At 70.8% G+C, this 20,825-nt stretch carries 25 protein-coding genes; 21 read left to right on the top strand and 4 right to left on the bottom strand.

Going from position 1 to position 20,825, the window contains the following annotated elements; genetic code table 11:
• Positions 1–232: 232 nt before the first annotated feature.
• The 4 genes from ACFWBW_RS36745 to ACFWBW_RS36730 all read right to left on the bottom strand — a co-directional run bounded on the left by ACFWBW_RS36745 (position 233) and on the right by ACFWBW_RS36730 (position 4,282).
• Positions 233–1,561 (bottom strand): phage/plasmid primase, P4 family, encoded by a 1,329-nt coding sequence (locus tag ACFWBW_RS36745; protein WP_385382510.1) that lies wholly within the window; start codon positions 1,559–1,561, stop codon positions 233–235.
• Between the two features lie 134 nt (positions 1,562–1,695).
• Complete coding sequence (locus ACFWBW_RS36740; RefSeq protein ID WP_385382507.1) at positions 1,696–2,709, bottom strand: bifunctional DNA primase/polymerase; 1,014 nt, start codon at positions 2,707–2,709, stop codon at positions 1,696–1,698.
• A gap of 236 nt (positions 2,710–2,945) precedes the next feature.
• Entirely contained in the window at positions 2,946–3,494 is a 549-nt protein-coding gene (locus ACFWBW_RS36735) for a UTRA domain-containing protein (RefSeq protein ID WP_385382504.1), read from the bottom strand.
• A gap of 11 nt (positions 3,495–3,505) precedes the next feature.
• On the bottom strand, positions 3,506–4,282 hold the full coding sequence (locus ACFWBW_RS36730; protein WP_385382502.1) for a GntR family transcriptional regulator: 777 nt from the start codon (positions 4,280–4,282) through the stop codon (positions 3,506–3,508).
• 357 nt (positions 4,283–4,639) lie between these two features.
• Here ACFWBW_RS36730 and ACFWBW_RS36725 point away from each other — a divergent pair, with 357 nt between their 5' ends.
• The 21 genes from ACFWBW_RS36725 to mobF all read left to right on the top strand — a co-directional run.
• Positions 4,640–5,125, top strand: coding sequence for a hypothetical protein (locus ACFWBW_RS36725; protein WP_385382499.1), 486 nt, complete (start codon positions 4,640–4,642; stop codon positions 5,123–5,125).
• Positions 5,122–5,367 (top strand): hypothetical protein, encoded by a 246-nt coding sequence (locus tag ACFWBW_RS36720; protein ID WP_385382496.1) that lies wholly within the window; start codon positions 5,122–5,124, stop codon positions 5,365–5,367. Before ACFWBW_RS36725 ends, ACFWBW_RS36720 begins: the two co-directional genes overlap by 4 nt.
• Positions 5,364–6,677, top strand: coding sequence for a DUF2637 domain-containing protein (locus ACFWBW_RS36715; RefSeq protein WP_385382493.1), 1,314 nt, complete (start codon positions 5,364–5,366; stop codon positions 6,675–6,677). Before ACFWBW_RS36720 ends, ACFWBW_RS36715 begins: the two co-directional genes overlap by 4 nt.
• A 103-nt stretch (positions 6,678–6,780) precedes the next feature.
• A complete protein-coding gene (locus tag ACFWBW_RS36710; RefSeq protein ID WP_385382490.1) occupies positions 6,781–9,087 on the top strand; it encodes an FtsK/SpoIIIE domain-containing protein in 2,307 nt (768 codons plus the stop codon).
• Positions 9,088–9,335: 248 nt separating this feature from the next.
• Positions 9,336–9,527, top strand: a complete 192-nt coding sequence (locus ACFWBW_RS36705; protein ID WP_385382487.1) for a hypothetical protein — start codon at positions 9,336–9,338, stop codon at positions 9,525–9,527.
• A 10-nt stretch (positions 9,528–9,537) separates the two neighbouring features.
• Positions 9,538–10,245: a hypothetical protein gene (locus tag ACFWBW_RS36700; protein ID WP_385382485.1), complete on the top strand. Its 708-nt coding sequence runs from the start codon at positions 9,538–9,540 to the stop codon at positions 10,243–10,245.
• Between the two features lie 10 nt (positions 10,246–10,255).
• Positions 10,256–10,447, top strand: coding sequence for a hypothetical protein (locus ACFWBW_RS36695; RefSeq protein WP_385382482.1), 192 nt, complete (start codon positions 10,256–10,258; stop codon positions 10,445–10,447).
• A 454-nt stretch (positions 10,448–10,901) separates the two neighbouring features.
• Positions 10,902–11,831: a DUF4097 family beta strand repeat-containing protein gene (locus ACFWBW_RS36690; RefSeq protein ID WP_385382479.1), complete on the top strand. Its 930-nt coding sequence runs from the start codon at positions 10,902–10,904 to the stop codon at positions 11,829–11,831.
• A gap of 110 nt (positions 11,832–11,941) precedes the next feature.
• Complete coding sequence (locus ACFWBW_RS36685; protein WP_385382476.1) at positions 11,942–12,325, top strand: hypothetical protein; 384 nt, start codon at positions 11,942–11,944, stop codon at positions 12,323–12,325.
• Between the two features lie 119 nt (positions 12,326–12,444).
• Positions 12,445–12,690, top strand: a complete 246-nt coding sequence (locus tag ACFWBW_RS36680) for a hypothetical protein (protein WP_385382473.1) — start codon at positions 12,445–12,447, stop codon at positions 12,688–12,690.
• 56 nt (positions 12,691–12,746) lie between these two features.
• On the top strand, positions 12,747–13,229 hold the full coding sequence (locus ACFWBW_RS36675) for a hypothetical protein (RefSeq protein WP_385382470.1): 483 nt from the start codon (positions 12,747–12,749) through the stop codon (positions 13,227–13,229).
• Between the two features lie 55 nt (positions 13,230–13,284).
• On the top strand, positions 13,285–13,455 hold the full coding sequence (locus ACFWBW_RS36670; protein ID WP_385382467.1) for a pRL2-8: 171 nt from the start codon (positions 13,285–13,287) through the stop codon (positions 13,453–13,455).
• A 17-nt stretch (positions 13,456–13,472) separates the two neighbouring features.
• On the top strand, positions 13,473–14,117 hold the full coding sequence (locus ACFWBW_RS36665; protein WP_385382464.1) for a DUF6919 domain-containing protein: 645 nt from the start codon (positions 13,473–13,475) through the stop codon (positions 14,115–14,117).
• Between the two features lie 241 nt (positions 14,118–14,358).
• On the top strand, positions 14,359–14,832 hold the full coding sequence (locus ACFWBW_RS36660) for a transcriptional regulator (RefSeq protein ID WP_385382461.1): 474 nt from the start codon (positions 14,359–14,361) through the stop codon (positions 14,830–14,832).
• Positions 14,833–14,969: 137 nt separating this feature from the next.
• Positions 14,970–15,455 (top strand): hypothetical protein, encoded by a 486-nt coding sequence (locus ACFWBW_RS36655; protein WP_385382458.1) that lies wholly within the window; start codon positions 14,970–14,972, stop codon positions 15,453–15,455.
• 27 nt (positions 15,456–15,482) lie between these two features.
• Positions 15,483–15,830, top strand: a complete 348-nt coding sequence (locus tag ACFWBW_RS36650) for a hypothetical protein (RefSeq protein ID WP_385382456.1) — start codon at positions 15,483–15,485, stop codon at positions 15,828–15,830.
• Between the two features lie 47 nt (positions 15,831–15,877).
• Entirely contained in the window at positions 15,878–16,267 is a 390-nt protein-coding gene (locus ACFWBW_RS36645; protein WP_385382453.1) for a hypothetical protein, read from the top strand.
• Between the two features lie 91 nt (positions 16,268–16,358).
• A complete protein-coding gene (locus ACFWBW_RS36640) occupies positions 16,359–16,712 on the top strand; it encodes a hypothetical protein (protein ID WP_385382450.1) in 354 nt (117 codons plus the stop codon).
• Positions 16,713–16,804: 92 nt separating this feature from the next.
• The gene (locus ACFWBW_RS36635) at positions 16,805–17,089 is read left to right on the top strand and encodes a hypothetical protein (protein ID WP_385382448.1); all 285 of its coding nucleotides are present in this window, start codon (positions 16,805–16,807) and stop codon (positions 17,087–17,089) included.
• A complete protein-coding gene (locus tag ACFWBW_RS36630) occupies positions 17,086–17,385 on the top strand; it encodes a hypothetical protein (RefSeq protein WP_385382445.1) in 300 nt (99 codons plus the stop codon). The genes ACFWBW_RS36635 and ACFWBW_RS36630 overlap by 4 nt, the downstream gene beginning before the upstream one ends.
• A 631-nt stretch (positions 17,386–18,016) precedes the next feature.
• On the top strand, positions 18,017–20,825 hold a 2,809-nt coding region (gene mobF / locus ACFWBW_RS36625; protein ID WP_385382442.1), incomplete at its 3' end, for a MobF family relaxase.

Below are 20,825 nucleotides of genomic sequence, written 5' to 3'. Positions count from 1 at the left end.
TCCGGTCAAAGCGTCGCGCCGTTGCCGGGTGCCACAGCAGTGGTTGCTTCAGGCATCTAGTGCTGGGTTCGTATGGGTTTTCCGAAACTCTCCATGTATACGTGCATGGAAGGTTATCGGGAAACCCATCACAACCCAGCACTATTGCAGGTCAGAGCGTTTTGGCCCCTACACGACGACAGCCCCCGCCGGTGGTTCCGGCGGGGGCTGTGCTGTCGTTCTGCAGGGCGGCTTAGGAGTCCTCGGAGGAGTCGTCTCCGGCGACCATCAGCCCCACGTATACCTTGCCTGCAGCCGTTCGCTTGGTGGCGAATCCGCGAGCCGCCAGGCTCTTCGAGAACTCGACTTCGCTGCTCGACTGCTCACCACTTCCGTGGCACCAGCCGGTCCAGGCGTTGAACAGCTCGCGGGCCAGTACGACAGCGTGAGGGGAGGCAATGACTCGCTCGTCCATGAAGCGGCCGAGAACGTCACTGGACGCCTTGTACTCCTGGGTCTTGATGCGAACGATCTCGGGCGGGGCGAGGCCCTTCTCCATGTAGTCGTGCCAGCCTGCGTACGCCCAATCCAGGACGGCCGGCGCGGCCTTCTTCAGGCGTTCCGGCAGCCCACCGTCGCGCTCCTCCTCTGGGATCACGACGTCGAACGGGACCACCAGGATGCGCCGCCAGACGGCCGGGTCGTCGCCCGAGACCAGCGGCAGGTGGTTGGTCAGCATGATGAGCGTGTGGGAGGGGTCGAAGGTGATCGGGTTCTTGTGCATGAGGTTCGCCTCGATCGGGTCACCACCGACCAGTCGCTTCATCGTCGCCTCTGCGAACCGCTTTCCCTTCTCCGTCTCGGAGCAGAAGGTCAGCCGTGCGCCTCGTAGGCGCATCTTGAAGGCGCCATGCCGCTCGTGCTTGGACTCCATGAGGATCGCCGGGTCGACCTCGATTGCGTAGTCGCCGAACGCGGCCATCAGGGCATCGCGCAGGGTTCCCTTGCCGTTGGCGCCAGTGCCAGTGAAGATCGGCATCACGTGCTCGGTGACCTTCCCGAGCATTGCGTAACCGAACACCCGCTGGACGAAGGCCCGGACCTCTGGGTCAGGCAGGATGCGCGCGAGGAAGTCCTCCCACTCCTGGGCGCCGGCGGGCTCGCCGTCTTCCTCGTCGGGCAGCGCGGCACCGGCGACCTTGGTGATCAGGTCGGCGCGCGAGCAGGGCTCGATGGTGCCTTCGGTCAGGTGAACCGTGCCCGCGGGGGTGTTGAACTTGTACGGGTCGGCATCCAGCGCCTTCGAGGCCGTGCTGATCGGAGGGAGCGAGGAGGCGATCTTCAACAACCCCTCCAGACCCGAGGCGGACTCGGACTTGCGGGCGTCCTTGTACAGGTCGTCCCGTTCGTCGCCCTCCATGTCGGAGAGCGCGAGCAACGCGGTCTTCACGGTGGCCACCGCGTACGCCATGTCGACGCGCTGTTCGTCCAGGAGCCAGCGTGCAGCGTCCCACTCGTGCCAGCCCAGGCCGTGGACGAACCTCAGCTTCTCGTGGTGCTCCGTGATGAAGCGCTCGGCCATCCGCAGCTGCCCGCGGTGCTCGATGCGCCGTACAGGGCGCGGTCGTCGAGGCGCGGGCCGCTCGGCCGTTGTCGGGACATCGAAGCCGCTCCAGAGGTCTTCGTCGGTAGCTGCTTCACGTGCTGCGGGAACGCTCACGCGGCACCGCCGAGACGACGCACTGCCCGGTCGTCCATCAGGCGAGGCCGCGAAAGGCCGGCGGTCATACCGGAGCGCAGCGTCTTCTCCACCTCGTACGGGGACTTGTCGTTCAGCCCGGCCTCCAGCGCGGCCGCGGTCAGCTGGTCCTCGGCCTCGGTCTGGTCGAGCAGGCCGGCGGCGACCAGCTGGCCCGTACGGAAGGCGGCCAGGTTCAGCCGGGCGTTGCGGCTGCCCACGGCCTGCTTCAGCGCGGCCAGCTCATCGCACTCGGAGCGCAGGATCCCGGCGGCCCACCGCTGTTCGCGGGTGCCCTGCCGGGTGAGTGCGTGCAGTCGGGCGACAACCTCCTCCCGGCGCGGCGCCCGTCCGCTTTTGGCTGGCTCAGGAGAGGAGGTGATGAGGGTCAGCAGCCATTCCGGCAGGTCTGCAGGGGCGGTGATGCTGCCTTCCAGGGTGTAGGGGACTCCGCCGATGACGGAGCCGATGCCCACGACGTACCCGCCGGCCGCGCGGGTGTCGATGCACCAGCCGAGAGACCGAGCCGTGTTGCGGACCTCGGAGTCGGGAGCACGGAAGAGCAGGTGGCGGCCACCGCTGGGCGTCCGCACGGTCATGGTCTGGGGGACTTCGGCACCGGCACGGTGAGCGAGCGCGGTGAACATGGAGAAGCCGTCGGTCACCGAGGAGAACTCTGCCGGGGGGACATCACCGTCGTGCGGGATGTCGAGGTCGACGACGACGAGCTTGGAGGGACCACAGGCGATGCCGATGTTGAACGGGGCTCGGCCCCACGTGTCCTCGATCACCTGAGGGTCGCGCGTGGCGCGGTCCTCCCAGGAGTGCCAGCGAGGCTCCTTGCCGCCGACCAGCACGGGATGGACGTACATGCCGCTTCCCGCGTAGCGGGAAGCACTTGCCAGCAATTTCGCCCGGAGTGCCCGGGTACCACCCGTCTTGCCGCCCCCGTCCTGTAGCGCCAGGCGGGAAGCGTCTCGTACTCTCTTCACAGAGCGACCTCTATTCGCTCGAACTTCGCCGGGATAGTGGTCCCGGCCTTGCGTTACACCACAGGCGCCCCGGCCAGGGCGCCTTCGGTGTTTCTGGGGTCCATGTTGCCTCGCGATCACGGAGCGCGTTGGGCCGCGTGGGCGATGTAGGCGGTTAGACCCCGGTTTGTGTTCTAAGACCTCTGAAAAGTTCTGGGCGCGGCCCGCAGTCCGAGGGACTGCGGGCCGCCTCTGTTCTAGGCCAGAGGAGCGCTGTAGCGGAGGACCCAACCGGGACCCGGCTTGTGGACGCAGACCTCGACGGCTCGGCCGCCGGCGGTGTACCCGATGTGGGTGATCTGAACGAGGGCAGTACCCACCTCGATGCCGAAGGCTTCGGCTTCGACGGGGGTGGCGGAGTACGGGGTGACTTCCTCGATCACCTCTGTCTGCTCGAACCCTGCCTCGGCCATCCGGCTGATGATTCCGCCGAGGCCGGGGTCGGGGTTTTCGATGCCAGCAGCCTCTGCGACATCCAGGGGGATGAAGGAGTCGGCCAGCTGCACGAGCTTGGCGCCGTCGTACATGTGGCGGGCCCGGACGACGGTCTCTTCGGTGGCCGCGATGTCGAGGATGGCGGCGACGTCGGAGGGTGCGGCGGAGCGTCGGACCTGGGTCTCGACCCGGGGCTCCCCGCCGAGGCGCTCGATTTCCGTCTGGAAGGCGCCGCGGCTGTCGTCGGCCTCGCGGCGGGCCTTGAGGTAGCGCTCGGTCGCGTCACGGACGATCGGGGTGTTGGTGCTCAACGTGGTTCCTTTCACGCTTCGGGCTGGTCGATGGGCCACTCGTAGCTGAGCGACCACAGGGTGACGGGCATGACGTGGACGCAGACCTCGACGGCCCGGTCCTCGGCGGTGATGCCGACATGGGTGATCTCGTAGACGTCCCGGCTGGAAGGAATCCCGAGGGCCTGGGCCTCTTCCTTGGTCGGGGGCCTGACGTCGATGGACTCCCGGATCCGGACCTGGGCGTGCCCGGCCTCGACCAGGCGGGACTTGCTCCCGCCGTCTCCGGTGTCCTGCTCTTCGAGCTGGGTGCCGAACGCGATGTCGCCGGGGAACCAGGAGGTTGCCACCTGGACCACGGTGTCATCGGCCAGCATCGTGCGGGCGCGGGCGACGGCCTTGGAGGAGTGGTGCATCCCCAGGATCTGCGCGATCCGGGAGGGGGGCCGCTCGCGGGTGATCACGGTGGTGGCACTGGGCGTCATGCCCAGTCGCGCGATCTCGCCAGCGAAGGCTCCACGGGCGCCGGCCTCTTCGCGGGCCGCCTTCATGTACCGCCCAGTGCCGTTGCGGAGGATCTTCCCAAGGATGGGGCTGACGAAGGTGCCCTTGCCCTTGCGGGACACGATGAGGCCTTCGTTCTCCAGCACGGCGTAGACGTCGCGCACCGTCTGGAAGGCGACACCCCACTGGGCCTGGAGATCGCGGATCTTGGGCAGTGCCGCTCCGGGCGGAATCTCTCCCCCCAGGATCTGTTCCCGCAGCTCAGCGGCTAGCCGCTGAACCTTCGGGATCTTGGTGTCCTCCACTACTGGCCTTCCTCTCTTGGGTGTGCAGGATCAGTTTCGCAGAACTAGTTCTGAATGCCTAGCTGGAACGACCATACCTCTCCAGCGCGTCGCGCGAAACCTCAGAACTAGTTCAGTTCGACTCGCAGAACTAGTTCTATTGACACCGGCGCGAGGGCCTGCCTTAATCGTTCTCGTCGCCACCAGAACTAGTTCAATCTGGAGGCGGTGAAGGACCCGGTGCGCACTCGATATCCGGGTCACAGTCATGCCCGAATACGGGTGTGGCCCCGGCTGCCGAAATCGGCGGCCGGGGCCACAGCGGTCCGTGCAGGGACCGCTCATGGAGGCCGTTCCACGAGAGGAGCACGACCCCACATGAACATCATCGTTGCTGGTCAGCGCATCGTTACCCAGGCCGAGTACTTCGAGGCCGCGATCGGCTTCGACGTCGAGCCGCTGGACGTCGAGCACGACCTGATGGCCGGCGGACTCGCCAGTCGGGACGCCCTGGCGTCCTTCCTCGCCGACTTCCGGGTCGAGACCGACACGGACCGCGAGGACGCCGCGTACTACGCCGGACTGCTCCGCCGGATGCCCCGCGAGCTGCGCACTCGGAAGCCCGCCGTGTCGGTCGCCGCCGTGGCTGCCGAGCTGGAGCTCGCCGACGACGTCCTCGGCTTCGAGGACGAGACCGACACCTACGCCGAGTGGACCGGCGCCGACTTCGACTCGTACGAGATCCTCACCGAGGTCGGCACGCCGGACGCGGCCGAGGCCGTCACCGCCGCCCGCGCCCCGCGCCCGGTCCGGCCCGTCCTGACCCTGGTCCGCTCCCAGTCCCCGGCGGGGGTGGCGGCATGAAGCAGGCCCTGCGCCACATCGTCCTGTTCATCCTGACCGTGCTGGGGATGGTGCTCGGCGTGATCGCCGGGACCGTCGCCCTCGTCAGCCTCATCACCGAGTTCGCGGCCCGCGCGACGGCCGCCGGCGGGGACTCCCTCGCCCGGCGCTTCCGCCTCGACCCGATCTCCCCCCGACTCCGCACCGAGCTGGCACAGCTGCTGGCCGGGATCGCAACCCCCGCCGCTGGAGGCCCCCGATGAGCTACCGCGACGACCGCCGCGCCGACCAGGCCGCCGAGCGCGCCGACGACCGTGAGGACCGGCGCCTGGAGCTGGAGGCCAAGCTGGCCTACAAGCGCCAGCTCGCCGAGGACGAGCGGCTGGAGAAGGAGCGCAAGGGCGAGCAGGCCCGCAAGGACGCCGAGACCAAGCGCCGCGCCGACCAGGCCGAGGCCCGGCGCCGCCAGGACGAGAAGGCCCGAGCCCGCGCGGCCCGGATGGCCAAGCTCGGCCGGGTCGCCCGCTGGCTGAACGCCAACCCGGTCACCGTGTTCGTGGCGTTCGTGATGGCCTCCTCGGTCATCCCGGCTGTCATCTCCCAGGTCGGCGCGCTCGGCGACACCGGGGTGCACGTCCTCCTGGCCGCGCTGCTCGCGGCGATGCTGGAGGGCGGGGCCTGGGCGATCACCTTCATGGGTGCGGCGGCCGAGGACGCCGGAAGGCCGGCGGGCAAGTACCGCATCGGGACCTGGTGCACGGCCGTGGTCGCGGCCGGGGTGAACTACTGGCACTGGGCGGAGAAGCTCCCGAACGCGCAGTGGGTCGCCGTCGTCTTCGCCGCGAGCAGCCTGTTCGCGATCTACCTGTGGGACATGAAGACCCACGGCTCGCACGGCAAGACGCGGGCGGAGCGCCGTGCGGAGAAGGCCCGCCGCGACCACCTCGCCAAGCGCCGCAAGGACCACAAGGACATCGCGAAGGAAGCCGACCGGCTGCTGTCCGCGCTGCCGTACGGGTCGATCGACGAGGAGGAGGCGTTCGCCGCCGCGTGGCGGATCCACCGGGGGGCCGAGCCGGGCCTCTCGCCGGAGCTGTACGCGAAGGCCACCGACGCGAAGGTCGCGCTCGGCGCCGCCTTCAAGCTCGCCGAGGGAGTGCACCCCGAGATCGTCCGGGCGGGGATGCTCGCCAGCCTCTACAGCCCGCTGTCTGAGGGCCTTGTGGGCCGCCGGTTCGCGCTCGGCCGGAGCGGTTCGGCGCAGCCTCTCCAGCAGGCCCCTGAGGGCGCTACAGCCCAAGCGGGAATTGGGTCGTTCGCCATCGACAAGGCCGACGAGAAACCCCGCAAGAACGCCAGCGATTCCGCAAGCGGGAACACCGTGAAGGGCCGCACGGACGAGGAGCTGGAACAGCTCCTGCCCGAGGCCCACAAGGTGGCCACCGAGCTGGTCGCCGAGGGCCGGCAGATCTCGGCCGCCGCGCTCGCCAGCCGCCTCAAGATCCGCCGCGAGGACGCGGTGAAGCTCCGCGACCGGGTCGTCGCCGAGCGCAAGCTCCACCTCGTCGGCTGACCCGCCCCCGCACCGCACTGCCCCCGGAAAACCGCGGGGCCCGGCGCCTCCCTTCCACAGTCGCCGCCGGGCCCCGCTTCCCTCCCGAAGGAGAAGGACCAGGATGTCCCACATCCCGAGCACACCCGTACCGGACCCCACCGTCGCGACGGTGACCTACCTCCCCACCGCCCGGCCGGCCACGGCGGGCAGCACCTCCGGGCCCTCCCCCGTTTTGGTTGGCCACACCGTCGCGCCCACGGCGGAGCAGCAGATCGCGGAGGCCCGCCGGATCCTCGCCGAGCACCTCGGCACCGACGAGGTCGCGGCCGCCGAGGTCATGAAGATGCCGGTCGACCTCGACGCGTTCGACCCCGAGCGCCCGCTGATCCCGGCCTGGATGCACTCGGCCGAGGGCTGGGCGGCGTACAGCGGCCAGCGCTACCGGGCCTCGCAGCGTGCGTTCCGCCGCTGGGTGCGCCGCCAGGCCACGGTCAACGGCCACGCCGCGCAGTTCGGCCGGGGCCGGGTCCGGATGCACGACTGGGTGGTCGGCTTCGAAGGCATCCAGACCGAGGCCACCGCCCACCAGGCCGTCATCGCCACGAAGGACGCCCGTGCGGCGGCCCGCGCGGCCCGCTGGACCCCGGCCATCATGCGGAAGAAGAAGGAGGCGGCGCTCCAGGCCATGGACCGCGCCCAGACGGTCGCGACGCAGGCCGTGGCCGCGCACAAGAAGGCGAGGTCCTACCGGCGCAAGGCCCGCACGATGCGAGCCGGAGTCGTCTACGGCCCGCCGGTCACCGCGCTGGTCACCGGCTACGCGACCACCGGACTCCTGGGCCTGAGCGCCGCGGCCCTGGCCACGTTTGGGGGCGGGGCGTTCGCGGGGCGGCACAAGCTGGAGACCGAGACCGACTGGTCGCAGGACTGGAGGTCGCTCGGCGACGGCGACACCATGTCCGCGCCGATGCTCGACTCCGTCTTCCAGGCCGCCAAGGTGATCGGCGCCGAGGAGACGCTGCGGGTCGTGCAGATGCCGATGCTCGACACCCGCGGGGCCTGGTCGGCGATCGTCGACCTGCCGCCGGGCATCCCCGCGAAGCGCGCGCTGCGCGCCCAGGAGGAGATCGCGTCCGCGTTCGGGGTCGAGGCCGCGCAGGTCACGCTCTCGAAGGGGAAGCGGGCCGGGCGGATCGAGCTGTACGTCACGAAGGACATGCCGTTCACGGAGAAGGCCGGCGCCGGACCGCTGATGGCGCTGGAGGCCGCAGCGAACTTCTGGGGCCGGATCTCGATCGGCCCCGACGTGCGCGGACTGGCCATCTCCATCTCGGTCGTCGAACGCTCCGGCCTGATCGGCGGCGAGCCGGGCGCCGGTAAGTCGGCGTCGGGCAACACGATCCTGCTCGCGGCCGCGCTCGACCCGCGCGTGATCTTGTGGTTGGCGGACGGCAAGGGCGGTGGCGACCTCGACCCCTTCAAGGACCTGTGCGAGGAGTACGAGGGCGACGCCGATCCGGAGGCGTTCTACACGATGCTCCAGGCCGCGCTCGCGGACATGAAGGCCCGGTACGCGCTGCTGAAGAAGCTCGGAAAGCGAAAGGTCACCGAAGCCCTCGCCGACAAGTACCCGCTGCTCCGTCAGAAACTGCTCTGGGTCGATGAGCTGATGTTCTACACGACCGACGAGGAGTGGGGAAAGAAGATCACGAAGGCGCTCCGCAACCTCGTATCCCGAGGTCGCGCGGCCGGAATCGTGACTTTCTGCGCGACGCAAAAGCCCGGCAGCGACGTGGTCGACACCTCGCTGCGCGACCTGCTCTCGATCCGGTGGGCGCTGCGCTGCACCACCCCCGAGGCCTCCGACACGATCCTCGGCAAGGGCGCGGCCGCGGCCGGCTACAGCGCCAAGACCGTCGAGTCCGAAATGCGGGGCGCCGGGTTCCTCTGGGCCGAGGGCCAGAACCCCGTGATGGTCCGCGCCGACTACTACGACGACGACCAGGTCACCGAACTCCTCAGCCGCGCCTACGACCTGCGGGCCAAGGCCGGAACCCTGCCCGAGGGCGAGAAGAGCTTCGGCACCCTGCTGCGCGAGAAGGGCGAGCCGGACGCGGAGATCCTGGCGGTCCTCGCCGACACCTTCGACGCGTACGAGAAGGCGGCCCAGGCGCAGGCCGAGGCCGAGGGCAAGGGCGCCGAGGAGGTCGAGAACACCACGCTCGACTGGCTCCCCGGCTCGGTGCTGATCGACGCGCTCACGGCCGCCGGCCTGACCATCACCGCCGAGAAGCTCGGCGCCTTGGTGGCCCGCACCAGCGAGGAGAAGAAGAAGCGGAACTGGCCCGGCAGCACCAGCCAGGTCTCCGGCTACACCTTCGACGCCGTCACCCGCGTGGCGAAGGAGAAGTACGGCCTGACGGCCTGATCCAGGCCGCACAGACCCGGATCCGACCCGGACAGCAACCCGGTATGTCCTGGATTGCCCCCGGATTCGAGGGGGGCCGACCTGGACGCGGGGCCCGAGACCCGGACGTGGGACGTCCGGGTCGAGGCCCCCGCCGTCCAGGACCCCCAAAGCTCTGACCTGCACAGACGCCGACCCGTCCGGGCTCGATCCGGGTCGGCCGCCTCCCCCAAACCGTGACAGACACGACAGACGGAGGACGACCCCCGATGGGCGTCAAGTACGTGGTGAGCGAGCCCGACCCGCCGACCTGGTGGGCGAAGAACAAGGCCGGGGTCTACGCGCTGCTCGGCCTCGCGGTCGGCTTCTACCTCGCCGGTGGCGGGGGCGGGGACGCCCAGCCCGCGCCCGGGCCGGCGCCCGGCCCGACCGTCAGCACCACCCCGACCGCGACCCGCTGAGGAGGCGACGATGTTCGACAACTCCCCCGACCTTGAGCTGCACGGCATCGCGTACGTCGACGAGGTCCCGCTGGAGTGCGGGCACTGCGGCAACGCGCTTGGCCTCCACGTCTACAAGCACGGCCCGCGAGAGGTCTGGCCCGCCTGGATCACCTGCGGATCCTGCGGGCGCGGCGACGACTCGGCGACGGTCACCAACGGCCTGGTCGACGCGGTGCTCGCCGCGCGGACCGGCCGCCAGAAGGCCGAAGACCGGGACCTGTTCACCGCCGAGTGGCGCGAGGTCGTCATGACCGGCGAGCTACGGCCGACCCTCGTGGCCGACGACCTGGTCGTCGCCGCGGAGGCCCTGCGCGACGAGGTCGAGAAGGACATCCGCCGCTGGTGGGGCGGGAAGAAGGCGACGGCGAAGGCGAAGGTGGCCGAGGCCAAGGCCACCGCGAAGAGCGCCGTCAAAGACACGGCCAGCGACGCCGCGACGGCCGCGAAGGGCGCGGCGAAGAACGCGAAGAACGCCACGGCGGCCGCCGTGCTCACCACGGCCTGGCAGCTGCAGACCCAGGGCGCCGGCCCCACGAAGATGCCGAAGGCCAAGCGCTGCACGGTCAAGGGCTGCCGCGGCGGCATGGTCACCCTCGCCACCCGGCTCCACTCCCCCACCGGCAAGAACGCCGACGTCAAGATCCCGTGCGGTGTCTGCCACCGCACCGGCCGCTGAGGAGAACCCCGTGATCACCGTCTCCACCCTCGTCGTCCTGGTCCTGGTCGTCGGCGGACTCGTCTGGAAGGCCGGCCTGCCCTGGTACATGGCGCTGCCGTGCATGCTGCTCGGGCTGCTGCTAGCCGAGACCCCCGTCGGCCCGATGCTCCACCAGCTCCTCGACACCGCCGCCGGCGCGGCCAGCAACATACGGGTCTGACCCGGCCGCGGCGGCCCGCCCCGCACAGCCCTCGCCCGCCCTTGGGTTGCCCGGAGCGAGTGGGGCCCGCAGCGCTCACTTCGCCCCGGATCACCACCGGGGTGCGGGTGAGGAGCGGAAGGCCGCGGGCCGCGCCCGGCGCCGGACGGGAGGCCGCCCAGCGGCCGAGCGGCCGGTGACGGTGAACGCGCGGCCCGCAAGGGGCCCGCACCCGGGGGTGCCGGGCGCGAACGCGCCCGTCCGCTAACCCCCACCCCCTCCGGGAGAGCGCCGCCGAGGTACCCGCAGACCCCGGAGGGGACGCGAATCCAGAGCCCTGACCAGCACAGACACAGAAATGCAGACTGAGAGTCTGCGAACCCCTAGACATGCAGACTCAGACTCTGCATCATTGAGTTATCGCAAGCGGAAACGCCAGCGAAAACGCAAGCCAACCTGTTGAAGGAGAAGCCCTGTGACCACCCGCACGCTTACCTCAGAGACCACCGGCCCCGTCCTGATCGACGCCACGCTCCTCGGGCACGGTGGCCTGGTCACCGTCCGCGCCGAGGCCAGCTGCACCCGGGCCACCCTGACCATCCGCACGGCCGACGAGACCGGCGCCGCCGCCGACGCGGTCAAGGCCGCGGGGCTCCGGCAGTCTGGGACCCGGCTCACGGCCCTGGTCCAGGGCAGCGGAGGGGACAGCGGCACCACGATCGTCATGGGCGGAGGAGCGTCGGTGATCCAGACGTTCGGCACCGTCCACGGATCGGTGACCGGGATGACGATCACCGGTAACGGCAACTTCGTCAGCGGCAACGTAGGCGGCGACGTCATCATCAACGGCGTCCGGGTCAGCGGCAATGGCTCCACGGTCATCCAGGGAACCTCCCCGATCGAGATCACCGCAGTGGTCCCCGAAGGGAGCTCCGTCGAGGGCTACACGACCTCCGCCACGATCGAGGCGGTCGGCGCCCTGCTCAACGTGTCGGGCAAGACCCAGTCCGGCAGCGTCCGGGCCGGGCACGTCTCCCGGGTCGAGGCGAAGACACAGTCGGGCAGCGTGTTCGTCGAGCAGGCCGCGCACATCGAAGCCAAGACGCAGTCGGGGAGCATCAAGCTCGGCCGCACGGACGTGGTCACGGCGAAGACGATGTCGGGTTCCATCGCGATCACCGACTTCGGAGGGACGGTCAAGGCCGACACCATGTCCGGGTCGATCCGGATCCACGCGACCGCCGGCGGCGACGTCCGGGCCAAGTCGATGTCCGGGTCGGTCACCGTCACCGCGACGGAGACCGCGCTGGCCGACGACCTCGACGTCCGGGCCGACTCGATGTCCGGCCGGGTCAGCATCCCCCAGCGCCGCAGCGGCGACTCCGGCCCGCGCCGCCGCCGCTGACTTCGCCCCGGGGCGGCCGCCATCCCGGCCAGGAATCCGCCGACCGCCCCGGGCCCCTTCCCTATCCGCAAGCAATCCCGCCAGCACAAACGCAAGCAGGGGAGACAGCAGTGAAGAAGCCCAACCGCTTCCTGACCTTCATCAACGGCCTGTTCGGGTGGGCCTGGGCGTACGAGTCCGCCGAGGAGGTCCGGGAGGTCATCGCCGAGAACTCCTTCGGAACCCTCGCGGACCGGGCCACCGCCCACACCCGGGGCGCGGACAAGCTGACCGACAGCTTCGGCTTCCAGCCCGGCCTGATCACCCTCCACGACGAGCTGCACGACACCTGGCACTACCTCACCGCGCTCAAGGCCCGCGCCCAGCAGCTGGGATACGGCAGGCTCACCCAGGACCTGGGCGACGCCGCCGACTCCACCCGGGACGTCCTCCAGGCGGTGGCCACTGCCGCCGAGCACACCATCCCCCACCCCGCGATCCCCGCGAGGAAGTAGGGACGCCCCGTGGCGGCCGCCATCCCGGCCAAGGTCCGCCGGCCGCCACGGGCCCCGTCCCGCTCCGCAAGGGCAGCGGGGGAAGCCACATCATCCCCGACACCGAAACGGAGCCAGCAATGCCCCGCCCCGACGAGGACACCCGCACCGCCGCCAAGGCGCGCATCACCGAACTGAAGAAGGTCCGCGACCAGGCGCACGAGGAGGCCGAGAAGGCCAAGGCCACCGCCGACGAGGCGATGTGGGAGGCCATCGCCGCCGAGCTGGACCAGGGCGACGCCCTCCAGCGTGACGCCGCCGAGGCCACCGGCTTCTCCCGTGACCACGTCCTGAAGCGCACCAAGCCGTACCGCAAGACCACCTGATCCCCCGGTCCCCGGGCCACAGCCCGGGGACCGGTACCGACCTGAGAGGGCAGACCGTGAACACCGAGGACAGGACCCCCGGCACCCCGCTCACCGACTCCGAGGCCGATAACCGGGCCCGCCAGCTCATCGCCGAGGCCTACTACCGCGACGACTCCCCGGTCCCCGCCTACGGAGTGGCCGAGCCGGTCGCCCAGCCCGGACGCCCGCCCATGTCGCAGAAGGCCACGGACATCAGCGCGCTGATGCTCTCCGGCAGCGTCGCCGCGCTGTCCGTGGGCGGCGCGACCTCGCTGGTCCTCTACGTCATCGGCACGGTCAGCCCCGTCACCCTCGCCATCGGAGCCGCCGGGCCCGTCGCCCTGGTCCTCGCGGTCGGCTCCCTCCTGAAGGCCGCCGGCGGGGCCGCGGCCTCGCTCCCGGCCGAACACCACCACCACTACACCGGCCCGGTCCGCCAGACGAACACCACCACGACCACCACGACGAGCACGAAGGCGCTGTTCGCCCGGACCAACGTCAAGGGCGGCAAGCGCTGAACACGCACGAACCCCGCGAGCGCCACCAGACGAACCACCCGACAGGGAGAACACGATGGCGACCACGAAGGCGTTGAACCCGCCGAAGGGCCAGTGCAGGCAGTGCTGGCTGCATGCCTACGACAGCCGAGAGCAGCACAAGCACCTCAAGCCGCGCGAGGACTGCCCGGCCTGCGTCTCCCACATGGGCGGCCGCTGCCCCGACAGCATGATTGTGAAGGGCTGATCATGAGGCTTCCCTGGATGAGCCGAGCCGACCGGCGGACCTGGAAGTCGGCCCGGACCCTCGCAGACCTCGGCGAGCTGACCGCCCAGTGGCTGGAGGGCACCCTCGCCTCCCAGCCCGCCTACCTGCCCAACTGCGGCCCGGACGAGGAGAGCGCCGAACTCCTCGACTCCCTCGCCGCGCTGAACCGGCACGGCTACCTGACCACCTGCTCCCAGCCCGGCACCGCCGGCATCGGCTACGACGGCCGTTGGTGGACCCAGCACGCCGCCGTCGAGGGCTACCTCACCGACCTGTCCCTCTACCGCCGGCTCCTGGACGCCGCGGCCGAGCTCGCGCTCATCGTCGTCGTCGACGACCGGGGCGCGGACCACCGCGACGAGCCGTTCGTCGTCACCCACGTCGACGGCGACCCGTACACCGCGTTCGGCGCCAGGCTCGGCGCCGTCGACCTGAGCGCCCAGTACGCCGTCCTGCACCCCGAGGCCCGCCGCGAACTCGCGGGCGCCATCCACCTCGCGGTCATCGCCCCGCACTACGGCCCGGCCGCCCACCGCGCGATGTGGCGGGCCCTGGACCAGGTGACCGGCCTCCAGGCGCCCGACGAGGACGAGGACCAGGGCGACACGGTCGACGGAGCCCGCCCCAGCCTCTCGACCTGAGACCCGGATCACGCCCGCAGCGCACCCGGAGGGCAGACGGCCCGCCCAGTCCGGGCGAATCTGGAGCCGTGACCAGCGGGTATCCCGCTACGCAGACTCGGAGTCTGCGAACCCCTAGACATGCAGACTCGAAGTCTGCATTATTTAGTTATCGCAAGCGGAAATGCCAGCGAAAACGCACGCGGAAGAGCTGGCATTTCCGCTCCGGTACCGTCCGCGCCCTCGACACCAGGAGCCGACCATGACCGACGCCGCCACCTTCGCCGCCGTCTTCGCCGCGCTGTACGTCGCTCACTCCGTTGGCGACCACTGGGTCCAGACCTCGCACCAGGCCGCCGAGAAGGGCCTCCCGGGCTGGCGGGGCCGGATCGCCGATGCCCGTCACGTCCTCACCCTGACCCTCACCAAGGGCGTCCTGCTCGCCCTGGCCGTGGTGGTACTGGACCTGCCGGTGACCGCGCTCGGCCTGGTGGCCGGGCTCGGCATCGACGCCGCGAGCCACTGGTGGGCGGACCGCCGGTCCACCCTCGCCCGCCTCGCCAAGGCGCTCGGCCAGGCGGAGTTCGCCGCGCTCGGCACCGGCGCCCACCCGGCCGGCCCCGTCACTGCGAAGGGCACCCCGGCCGCACACCTGGGCACCGGTGCGTACGCCCTCGACCAGTCCTTCCACCACCTGTTCCTGTTCGTCGCCGCCCTGCTGATCGCCGCCCTCTGACCCACCAGCCCCGATCGGAGAACCCGCCATGCCCCAGGAACTCAGGGACTTCCTCCTCGTCCTGCTCGCCGTGCTCGCCGTCCCCGTCATCGCCTTCCTGCTCATCGGCCGCTGAGCCAGAAACCACGGAGGAACCCATGGACCGGACCCCGAAGCTGACGCTCGACCAGGAGCTGCAGGCCGCCGTCGCCATCATCCGTATCGGCCTCGACCGCCTCCAGGACGCCGCCTGCCGGACCGCCGACCCGGCCCCGCACGCCGCAGCCCTGCGCGCCATCTACAACGTCCGCGCCGAGGACGACGGAATCCTTGCCGCTGTCAGCCGGGTCATCGGCACCATCTCCCAGTCCATCACGGACGTTGACGACGACCGGATCGACGACATCACCGGCCAGCTCGACGAGGCCGAGTCGTACGTGCTCAGCTCCGCCGGCGAACGCATCGGCCGGGCGCTGGACATCCTCGGCGAGCTCATCCCGCCTTGTGAGGAGTGCGGACAGCACCACGACGACGTCGAGGTCATGCCCGACCCGTTCTCCACCGCGCTCTACCCGGAGGAGACCGACCACCGCCAGATGCCGCTCTGCCCGCCCTGCGCCGTCAAGCGCTTCGAGGAGAGCTGACCGCGAGGTCAGTACGGAGGGATCGCAATGGCCACCTTCACCGCCACTTCCCACGGGGCCGACTTCTTCGGAGAGGACCGGCACCTCACCACGGTGCTGAACTCCCTTGCCGACTACGCCCGCGGCTGTCTCCCGGCTGACGAGCGCGAGCCCCTCGTGAAGCTGCTCGCCGCACAGCAGCTCACCGAGGTCGGCGCCGAGCACACCATCCCGGCGGCCGACGCCGGACGGTACGCCGGACAGCTTCGACGGATCGCCCGCCACCACTTCCTGCGTTCCAAGAAGCTGGCCGAAGCCGCGATGCTCCTGGCCAACTCCGCCGGCCGTGCCGCCGCCGACGGTGAGTCCTGGACCTGGCGCACCGAAACCGCCTGACCTGGCATCCGCCCCGCACCACTCCACACCCGAAGGAGACAATCCGCGTGATCCGCATCATCAGCTTCGGCTACGGCCACGGAGAGCCGCCCACCGCCGAGTTCACGTTCGACGTCAGGGCCAGCCTGCGAAACCCGTTCCACGACCCGGAGCTGAAGAACATGACGGGCCTGGACCAGCCGGTCTATGACCACCTGCTGGCCACCCCGGGCGCCGAACTCTGGGCCTTCAACGCGGCGACCGCGGCCACCGCCATCATGAACGTCAGCGGCGCCGCCGACTTCACGATCGCCTTCGGCTGCGTCGGCGGCCGGCACCGCAGCGTCGGTCTGGCCCGCCGGACCCACGAGCTGCTGACCATGACCGGACACGAGGCCGTCATCGAGCACCGCGACATCGAGCGGCCGCTACTCCCGCCGGGGCTCCACTCCCGCTGAACCGGTCCGCCCTGTCACACCGACCCACCAAGATGAATCCCGGGGCCGCCAGGTGGCGGCCCCGGCCCGTACCGGGGAAGGACCCGAACCCATGACCGAGAAGACCGCGCCCGCCGCTGCCGACACCGCCTCGGAGGCGATCCGAGCCCTGAACCACCTGACCCGCTCGCCCCGGGACGGGTTCCAGTACCCCGGAGACGCCTACAGCACGGTCGCCGCCCTTTCGGAGATGGCGGCCCGCCTCCCGCAGGCGATCGAGCAGATCGCCGTGTTCATGAAGAACCTGGAGGCCGGCGAGCACCTGCGCAGCGACAAGGGCACCCTCGCCGACGACCTCCAGGCCGTCCACGACGGGCTGACCGTCGCGGCCGGCGCGGCCCAGACCCTCCACGGAGCGCTGGACCGTGCGCACCAGGGCCTCGGCCCGATCGCCTACAAGGACTGAGCACGACCCGGCCGCCGGCGGCCCGGCAGCCACAGGTGCCGGGCAGGCCGCTGGCGTAGGACACTCGACCCATCGAACCGAAGGAGGCCCCCGTGACTGCCCAGCCCGAGCACCCCGTGGACAGCCGGGTACCCGCCGTCCCCCACACGATCAACGCGATCGGCGACGCGCTCAGCAGCGCCAAGCGGCTCGCGTTCTTTGCCGAGGTCCTCGCCGCGCAGGAGGGCGACGTCCCCGCGGTGATGCGCCGCTGGTGGAAGACGGCCATGCTCGACCGCGCCCCCGGCGCCGAGACCAGCCGCGCCAACGCCGCCGCGGGCCGCCGCCTGGTCGCCGTCGACGACCTCGCCGCCCGGCTCGACGGCAGCGGCCGGTGAGCGAGCAGCAGCAGCCGCCGAGGCGGGGCTGGACCGTCTTCACCGAGGAGATCCCGGTGGAGGTCATGCTCGACATGCCGCCGGATCTCGCGAAGAAGGTGGTGCACTTCCTGACCGCGCTGGCCCTCGAAGTGGGCGGCGCGGTCGACACCGACCGGGAGCCGCCCGGCGACCCGATGGACGACCTCGGGGTCCGCTACTCCCTCCAGGTCGAGGGCGAGCACGTCCTCTTCGAGTACGCCGTCATCCGCGAGATCCGCGAAGTCCGAGTCGCCGTCCTGGTCTGGTTCCACTGACCGGACCCCACCCGCGAAGAGACCCCCGGCAGGGAGTGCCGGGGGTCTCTTCGCGTTCGAGCGTACGGGTGGGGCCACCGCGCGGGCGGATCGTGTCGGTCCCGCCCCAGAGCCTGTTCCGATTCGGAACAGGCTCTGGGGCGCCGGAGCGGCAGCCGTGGCGAGGGCCGAGGGCGGAGCCGGCGCCGCTCTCCTGGCGGTCAAGGCGGGCACAGTGGCTGAGACCGGGAGTGGTGCGGAGTACTGCACCGCGGGCCGGACTCCGGCCGCCGGCATCGCCTGGGCGCACCTTCTGTGGCCGAGGTCCAAGACCACGGAGTGTGATCATCGTCGGCGCAGCAGGGTGGCCGTCCACCCTCCAGGACTGGCCCGGTTGGGTGTTCCGCCACGGAACAGGCGGACCGTTCCCCGAGGGAACATTCCGGCCGTTCAGCGTCGGATCACCCACGATTTCCCGCGTGACGGGACGCTGTTTGGTCAACCGGGGATCCGCCCATACCGTGGATCTACTCCGGTGATCTACCGCCGGTGAGATCAAGATCAAAAACAGAGGATGGACAAAGGGAGTTAACCCGTTGGGTTAGCTCCGGCGCTGCCGGGTGAACGGCATAACTGCGAGGGGGCGTTCCGGTTGGCGTGGCTGACGAAGATTGCGACGGACGAGCAGGTCGAGTATCGGCTGAAGGAGCGAGCCGGCTGCGACCTGCTGGTCGAGGAGCAGACCGAACTGGTCGAGGGCATCGACAAGGTGGTCGACTACCGTACGCAACAAGAGGGGGAGACCCCGCTGGTGTGGATGGGCTCCGGCCTGGACGCCGTGGGGCTCTCCGCAGGCCAGGTTCTGGACGAGGCCGGGAAGGAATCCGCGCGTCGGCTGATGAACGGATGCCACCCCGCGACGGGCGCCCGGCTCTTCAAGTCGAGGAACTCCTCGCGGGCCCACCCGGAGTCGAAGCTGACGGTCGCGCGCGTGACCGCCGCCATCGAGGCCGCGGCCGCCGAGAAGGGTGTCGAGCCCGCCGAGCTCCTCGCGGGCAAGCCGTACAAGCAGAAGCTCCTGGCGCAGCAGCAGCGGATGGTCCACCGGTTCGGGGAGGGCCACCGGCTCCAGGTCGCCAGCCTCCACAAGCTCGCCGTGTCCGCCGGCCTCGACCTCGCCGACATCTTCACCGAGGCGGAGCTGGTGAAGGCGCGCGAGCACCAGGACGACCGGGTCGACACCCGCACCCGCGGCTTCGACCTCGTCCTGGACATCCCCAAGAGCGACAGCGTGCTCGCCGGACTCCTCCCCGACGACGCCGAGCGCGCGTACCGGGAGCTGGTCCACGAGGCCAGCCGCGACGCCATCGCGCTGTACGAGAAGTGGATCGGCTACGCGGTCGGCGGCGAGGACGGCGACCTCGTCCGGCTGGCGACCGGGGGACTGCTGGCCTGGTCCACCGAGCACCGCAGCGCACGCCCGATCGGCGACGGCACCCCCGGGGACCCGCACCTGCACCTGCACATCTCCATCGCCAACCTCGGACTGTGCGAGGACGGGCAGTGGCGCTCAATCGCGGCCAGCGGCCGGGACATGCACCGGCACGCCTCCGCCATCGACGGGTACTTCAAGGCCCGGCTCCGCGCCCTCACCTACGAGAAGTTCGGCGTACGGCGCGAACAGAACGAGCGGACCGGCGCCTGGGAGGTCACCGGGGTGCCCGCCGAGGTCCGCGACGCGTACTCCCGGCGGGCGAAGAAGGTCGTCGAGAGGGCCGGTGAGGGGGCGAGCCGGGAGGAGATGGCGAAGGCCTCGGCGGACACGCGGCGAGCCAAACACGCGACCGGCGCGGTCGAGATGCGGGAGTCGTGGCGGGAGCGGGCAGAGTCGATGGGCGTCGACGTCGAGGCGATGCTCGCCGCGGCCGCGCCGGGACCGCCCGGACCGGACGGCGGCATCGGCATCGACGGCCCCGGCGGTGGTCCGCGCATCCCGCCGCCGGCGGACATCGCCCGGATCGTCTTCGACCCGGAGACCGGCCTCACGAGCTCGCGCAAGGACTTCGACCGGGCCCAGCTCCTGGCCGCAGTCGCCAACGCCCTGCCGCACGGGCTCGGCGCCGACATCCGCGACCTGGACCGGCTCGTCGACGACGTGCTGCGCGTCGAGGGCTACTCGGTGGCCCTGCCGCACCACGGCTCCACCCTCATGTCCTCCACCGACCGCTACACCACGCAGGACGTCCTGGATGCCGAGGACGTCGCCGTCACCCAGGCCAAGGCGCGCTTCGGCGACCGCAGTGTGGTCCTGACCGGCGAGCAGGCCGAGGCAGCCCTGAGCATCTTCGAGGTCGCGGCCGGCTTCGAGCTGTCCGCCGAGCAACGCGAGGTCGTGACCCGGCTGCTGACGGCGGGCAACGGCGTCGAGGCCGTCATCGGCACCGCGGGCGCGGGCAAGTCCACGCTCATGGACGCCTGCAGGATCGCCTGGGACGCCACCGGCACCACATACGCCGGAGCCTGCCTTTCCGCCGTCGGCGCCCAGGGGCTGCAGGACGCCTCCGCGATCCCCTCCAAGACCGTCGCGTCCTGGCTCCAGCAGATCGAGACCGGCACCGGCCTGACCGGCATCGACACCCTGGTCCTGGACGAGGCCGTCATGACGGACGACCGCTCCATGGCCAGGCTGCTGACCGAGGCCGCGCGCACCGGGACCCAGCTGATCGCGATCGGCGACCCCAAGCAGCTCCAGGCCATCGGCGCCGGCGGCGCGTTCGCCGAGATCCACCGCCTGGTCGGCGGGCTGACCCTCACCGAGAACCGGCGCCAGCAGGACGAGGCCGAGCGCCAGGCCCTGGACGTCTGGCGGACCGGCGACCACGCCCAGGCGCTCGCGATGCTCGCCGCCGGCGGACGCGTCCACGCGGTGGAGACCGCCGAGGAGGCCCGCGAGGAGATGCTCACCGCGTGGGACGAGCTCCGTGGGCGCTGGCCCGACGAGCTCGACATGCTGGAGCAGCTGGTGGTCCTCGCCGCCCGCAACGCCGACGTCGACCTCCTCAACGGCGGCGCCCAGCAGATCCGGCGGGCCGCCGGCGAACTCGGGACCGCCCACACCTACGCGATGCCCGGGGGCGGGGAGCTGACCCTCGCCGAGAACGACGTCGTCCGCGTCCGGATCAACGACTACCGCTCCCGCCGCGGCGAGGGCCCCGACGTCATCAACGGGTACCGGGCCGTCATCACCGACATCGACGCCGACCACCGGGTGCGGATCGAGTGGCGGGCCAAGGACCGCACCGCCGATGCCGGATGGCGGCCCGAGTCCGCGTGGATGAAGCCCGAGGACATCACCGCCGGCGCCATCTCGCTCGGCTACGCGATGACGGTGGCCGCCTCCCAGGGACTGACCTGCGACACCAGCCTGCTCTACGGGCTCGGGGCGAACGCGTTCGCCGCCT

It is taken from the genome of Streptomyces sp. NPDC059957 (genome assembly GCF_042730015.1).
Classification (GTDB): Bacteria; Actinomycetota; Actinomycetes; order Streptomycetales; family Streptomycetaceae; genus Streptomyces.
Note: the sequence above shows the minus strand (reverse complement) of the source record. Positions and strands in the feature narration are given on the sequence as shown.

Excerpts from the sequence above, each read along its gene's own strand:
- ACFWBW_RS36715 (WP_385382493.1), top strand. The coding sequence starts at position 5,364 with ATGAGCTACCGCGACGACCGCCGCGCCGACCAGGCCGCCGAGCGCGCC.
- ACFWBW_RS36680 (WP_385382473.1), top strand. The coding sequence starts at position 12,445 with ATGCCCCGCCCCGACGAGGACACCCGCACCGCCGCCAAGGCGCGCATC.
- ACFWBW_RS36725 (WP_385382499.1), top strand. The coding sequence starts at position 4,640 with ATGAACATCATCGTTGCTGGTCAGCGCATCGTTACCCAGGCCGAGTAC.
- ACFWBW_RS36655 (WP_385382458.1), top strand. The coding sequence starts at position 14,970 with ATGGACCGGACCCCGAAGCTGACGCTCGACCAGGAGCTGCAGGCCGCC.
- ACFWBW_RS36665 (WP_385382464.1), top strand. The coding sequence starts at position 13,473 with ATGAGCCGAGCCGACCGGCGGACCTGGAAGTCGGCCCGGACCCTCGCA.
- ACFWBW_RS36705 (WP_385382487.1), top strand. The coding sequence starts at position 9,336 with ATGGGCGTCAAGTACGTGGTGAGCGAGCCCGACCCGCCGACCTGGTGG.
- ACFWBW_RS36710 (WP_385382490.1), top strand. The coding sequence starts at position 6,781 with ATGTCCCACATCCCGAGCACACCCGTACCGGACCCCACCGTCGCGACG.
- ACFWBW_RS36745 (WP_385382510.1), bottom strand. The coding sequence starts at position 1,561 with ATGGCCGAGCGCTTCATCACGGAGCACCACGAGAAGCTGAGGTTCGTC.
- ACFWBW_RS36670 (WP_385382467.1), top strand. The coding sequence starts at position 13,285 with ATGGCGACCACGAAGGCGTTGAACCCGCCGAAGGGCCAGTGCAGGCAG.
- ACFWBW_RS36700 (WP_385382485.1), top strand. The coding sequence starts at position 9,538 with ATGTTCGACAACTCCCCCGACCTTGAGCTGCACGGCATCGCGTACGTC.
- ACFWBW_RS36720 (WP_385382496.1), top strand. The coding sequence starts at position 5,122 with ATGAAGCAGGCCCTGCGCCACATCGTCCTGTTCATCCTGACCGTGCTG.
- ACFWBW_RS36650 (WP_385382456.1), top strand. The coding sequence starts at position 15,483 with ATGGCCACCTTCACCGCCACTTCCCACGGGGCCGACTTCTTCGGAGAG.
- ACFWBW_RS36640 (WP_385382450.1), top strand. The coding sequence starts at position 16,359 with ATGACCGAGAAGACCGCGCCCGCCGCTGCCGACACCGCCTCGGAGGCG.
- ACFWBW_RS36660 (WP_385382461.1), top strand. The coding sequence starts at position 14,359 with ATGACCGACGCCGCCACCTTCGCCGCCGTCTTCGCCGCGCTGTACGTC.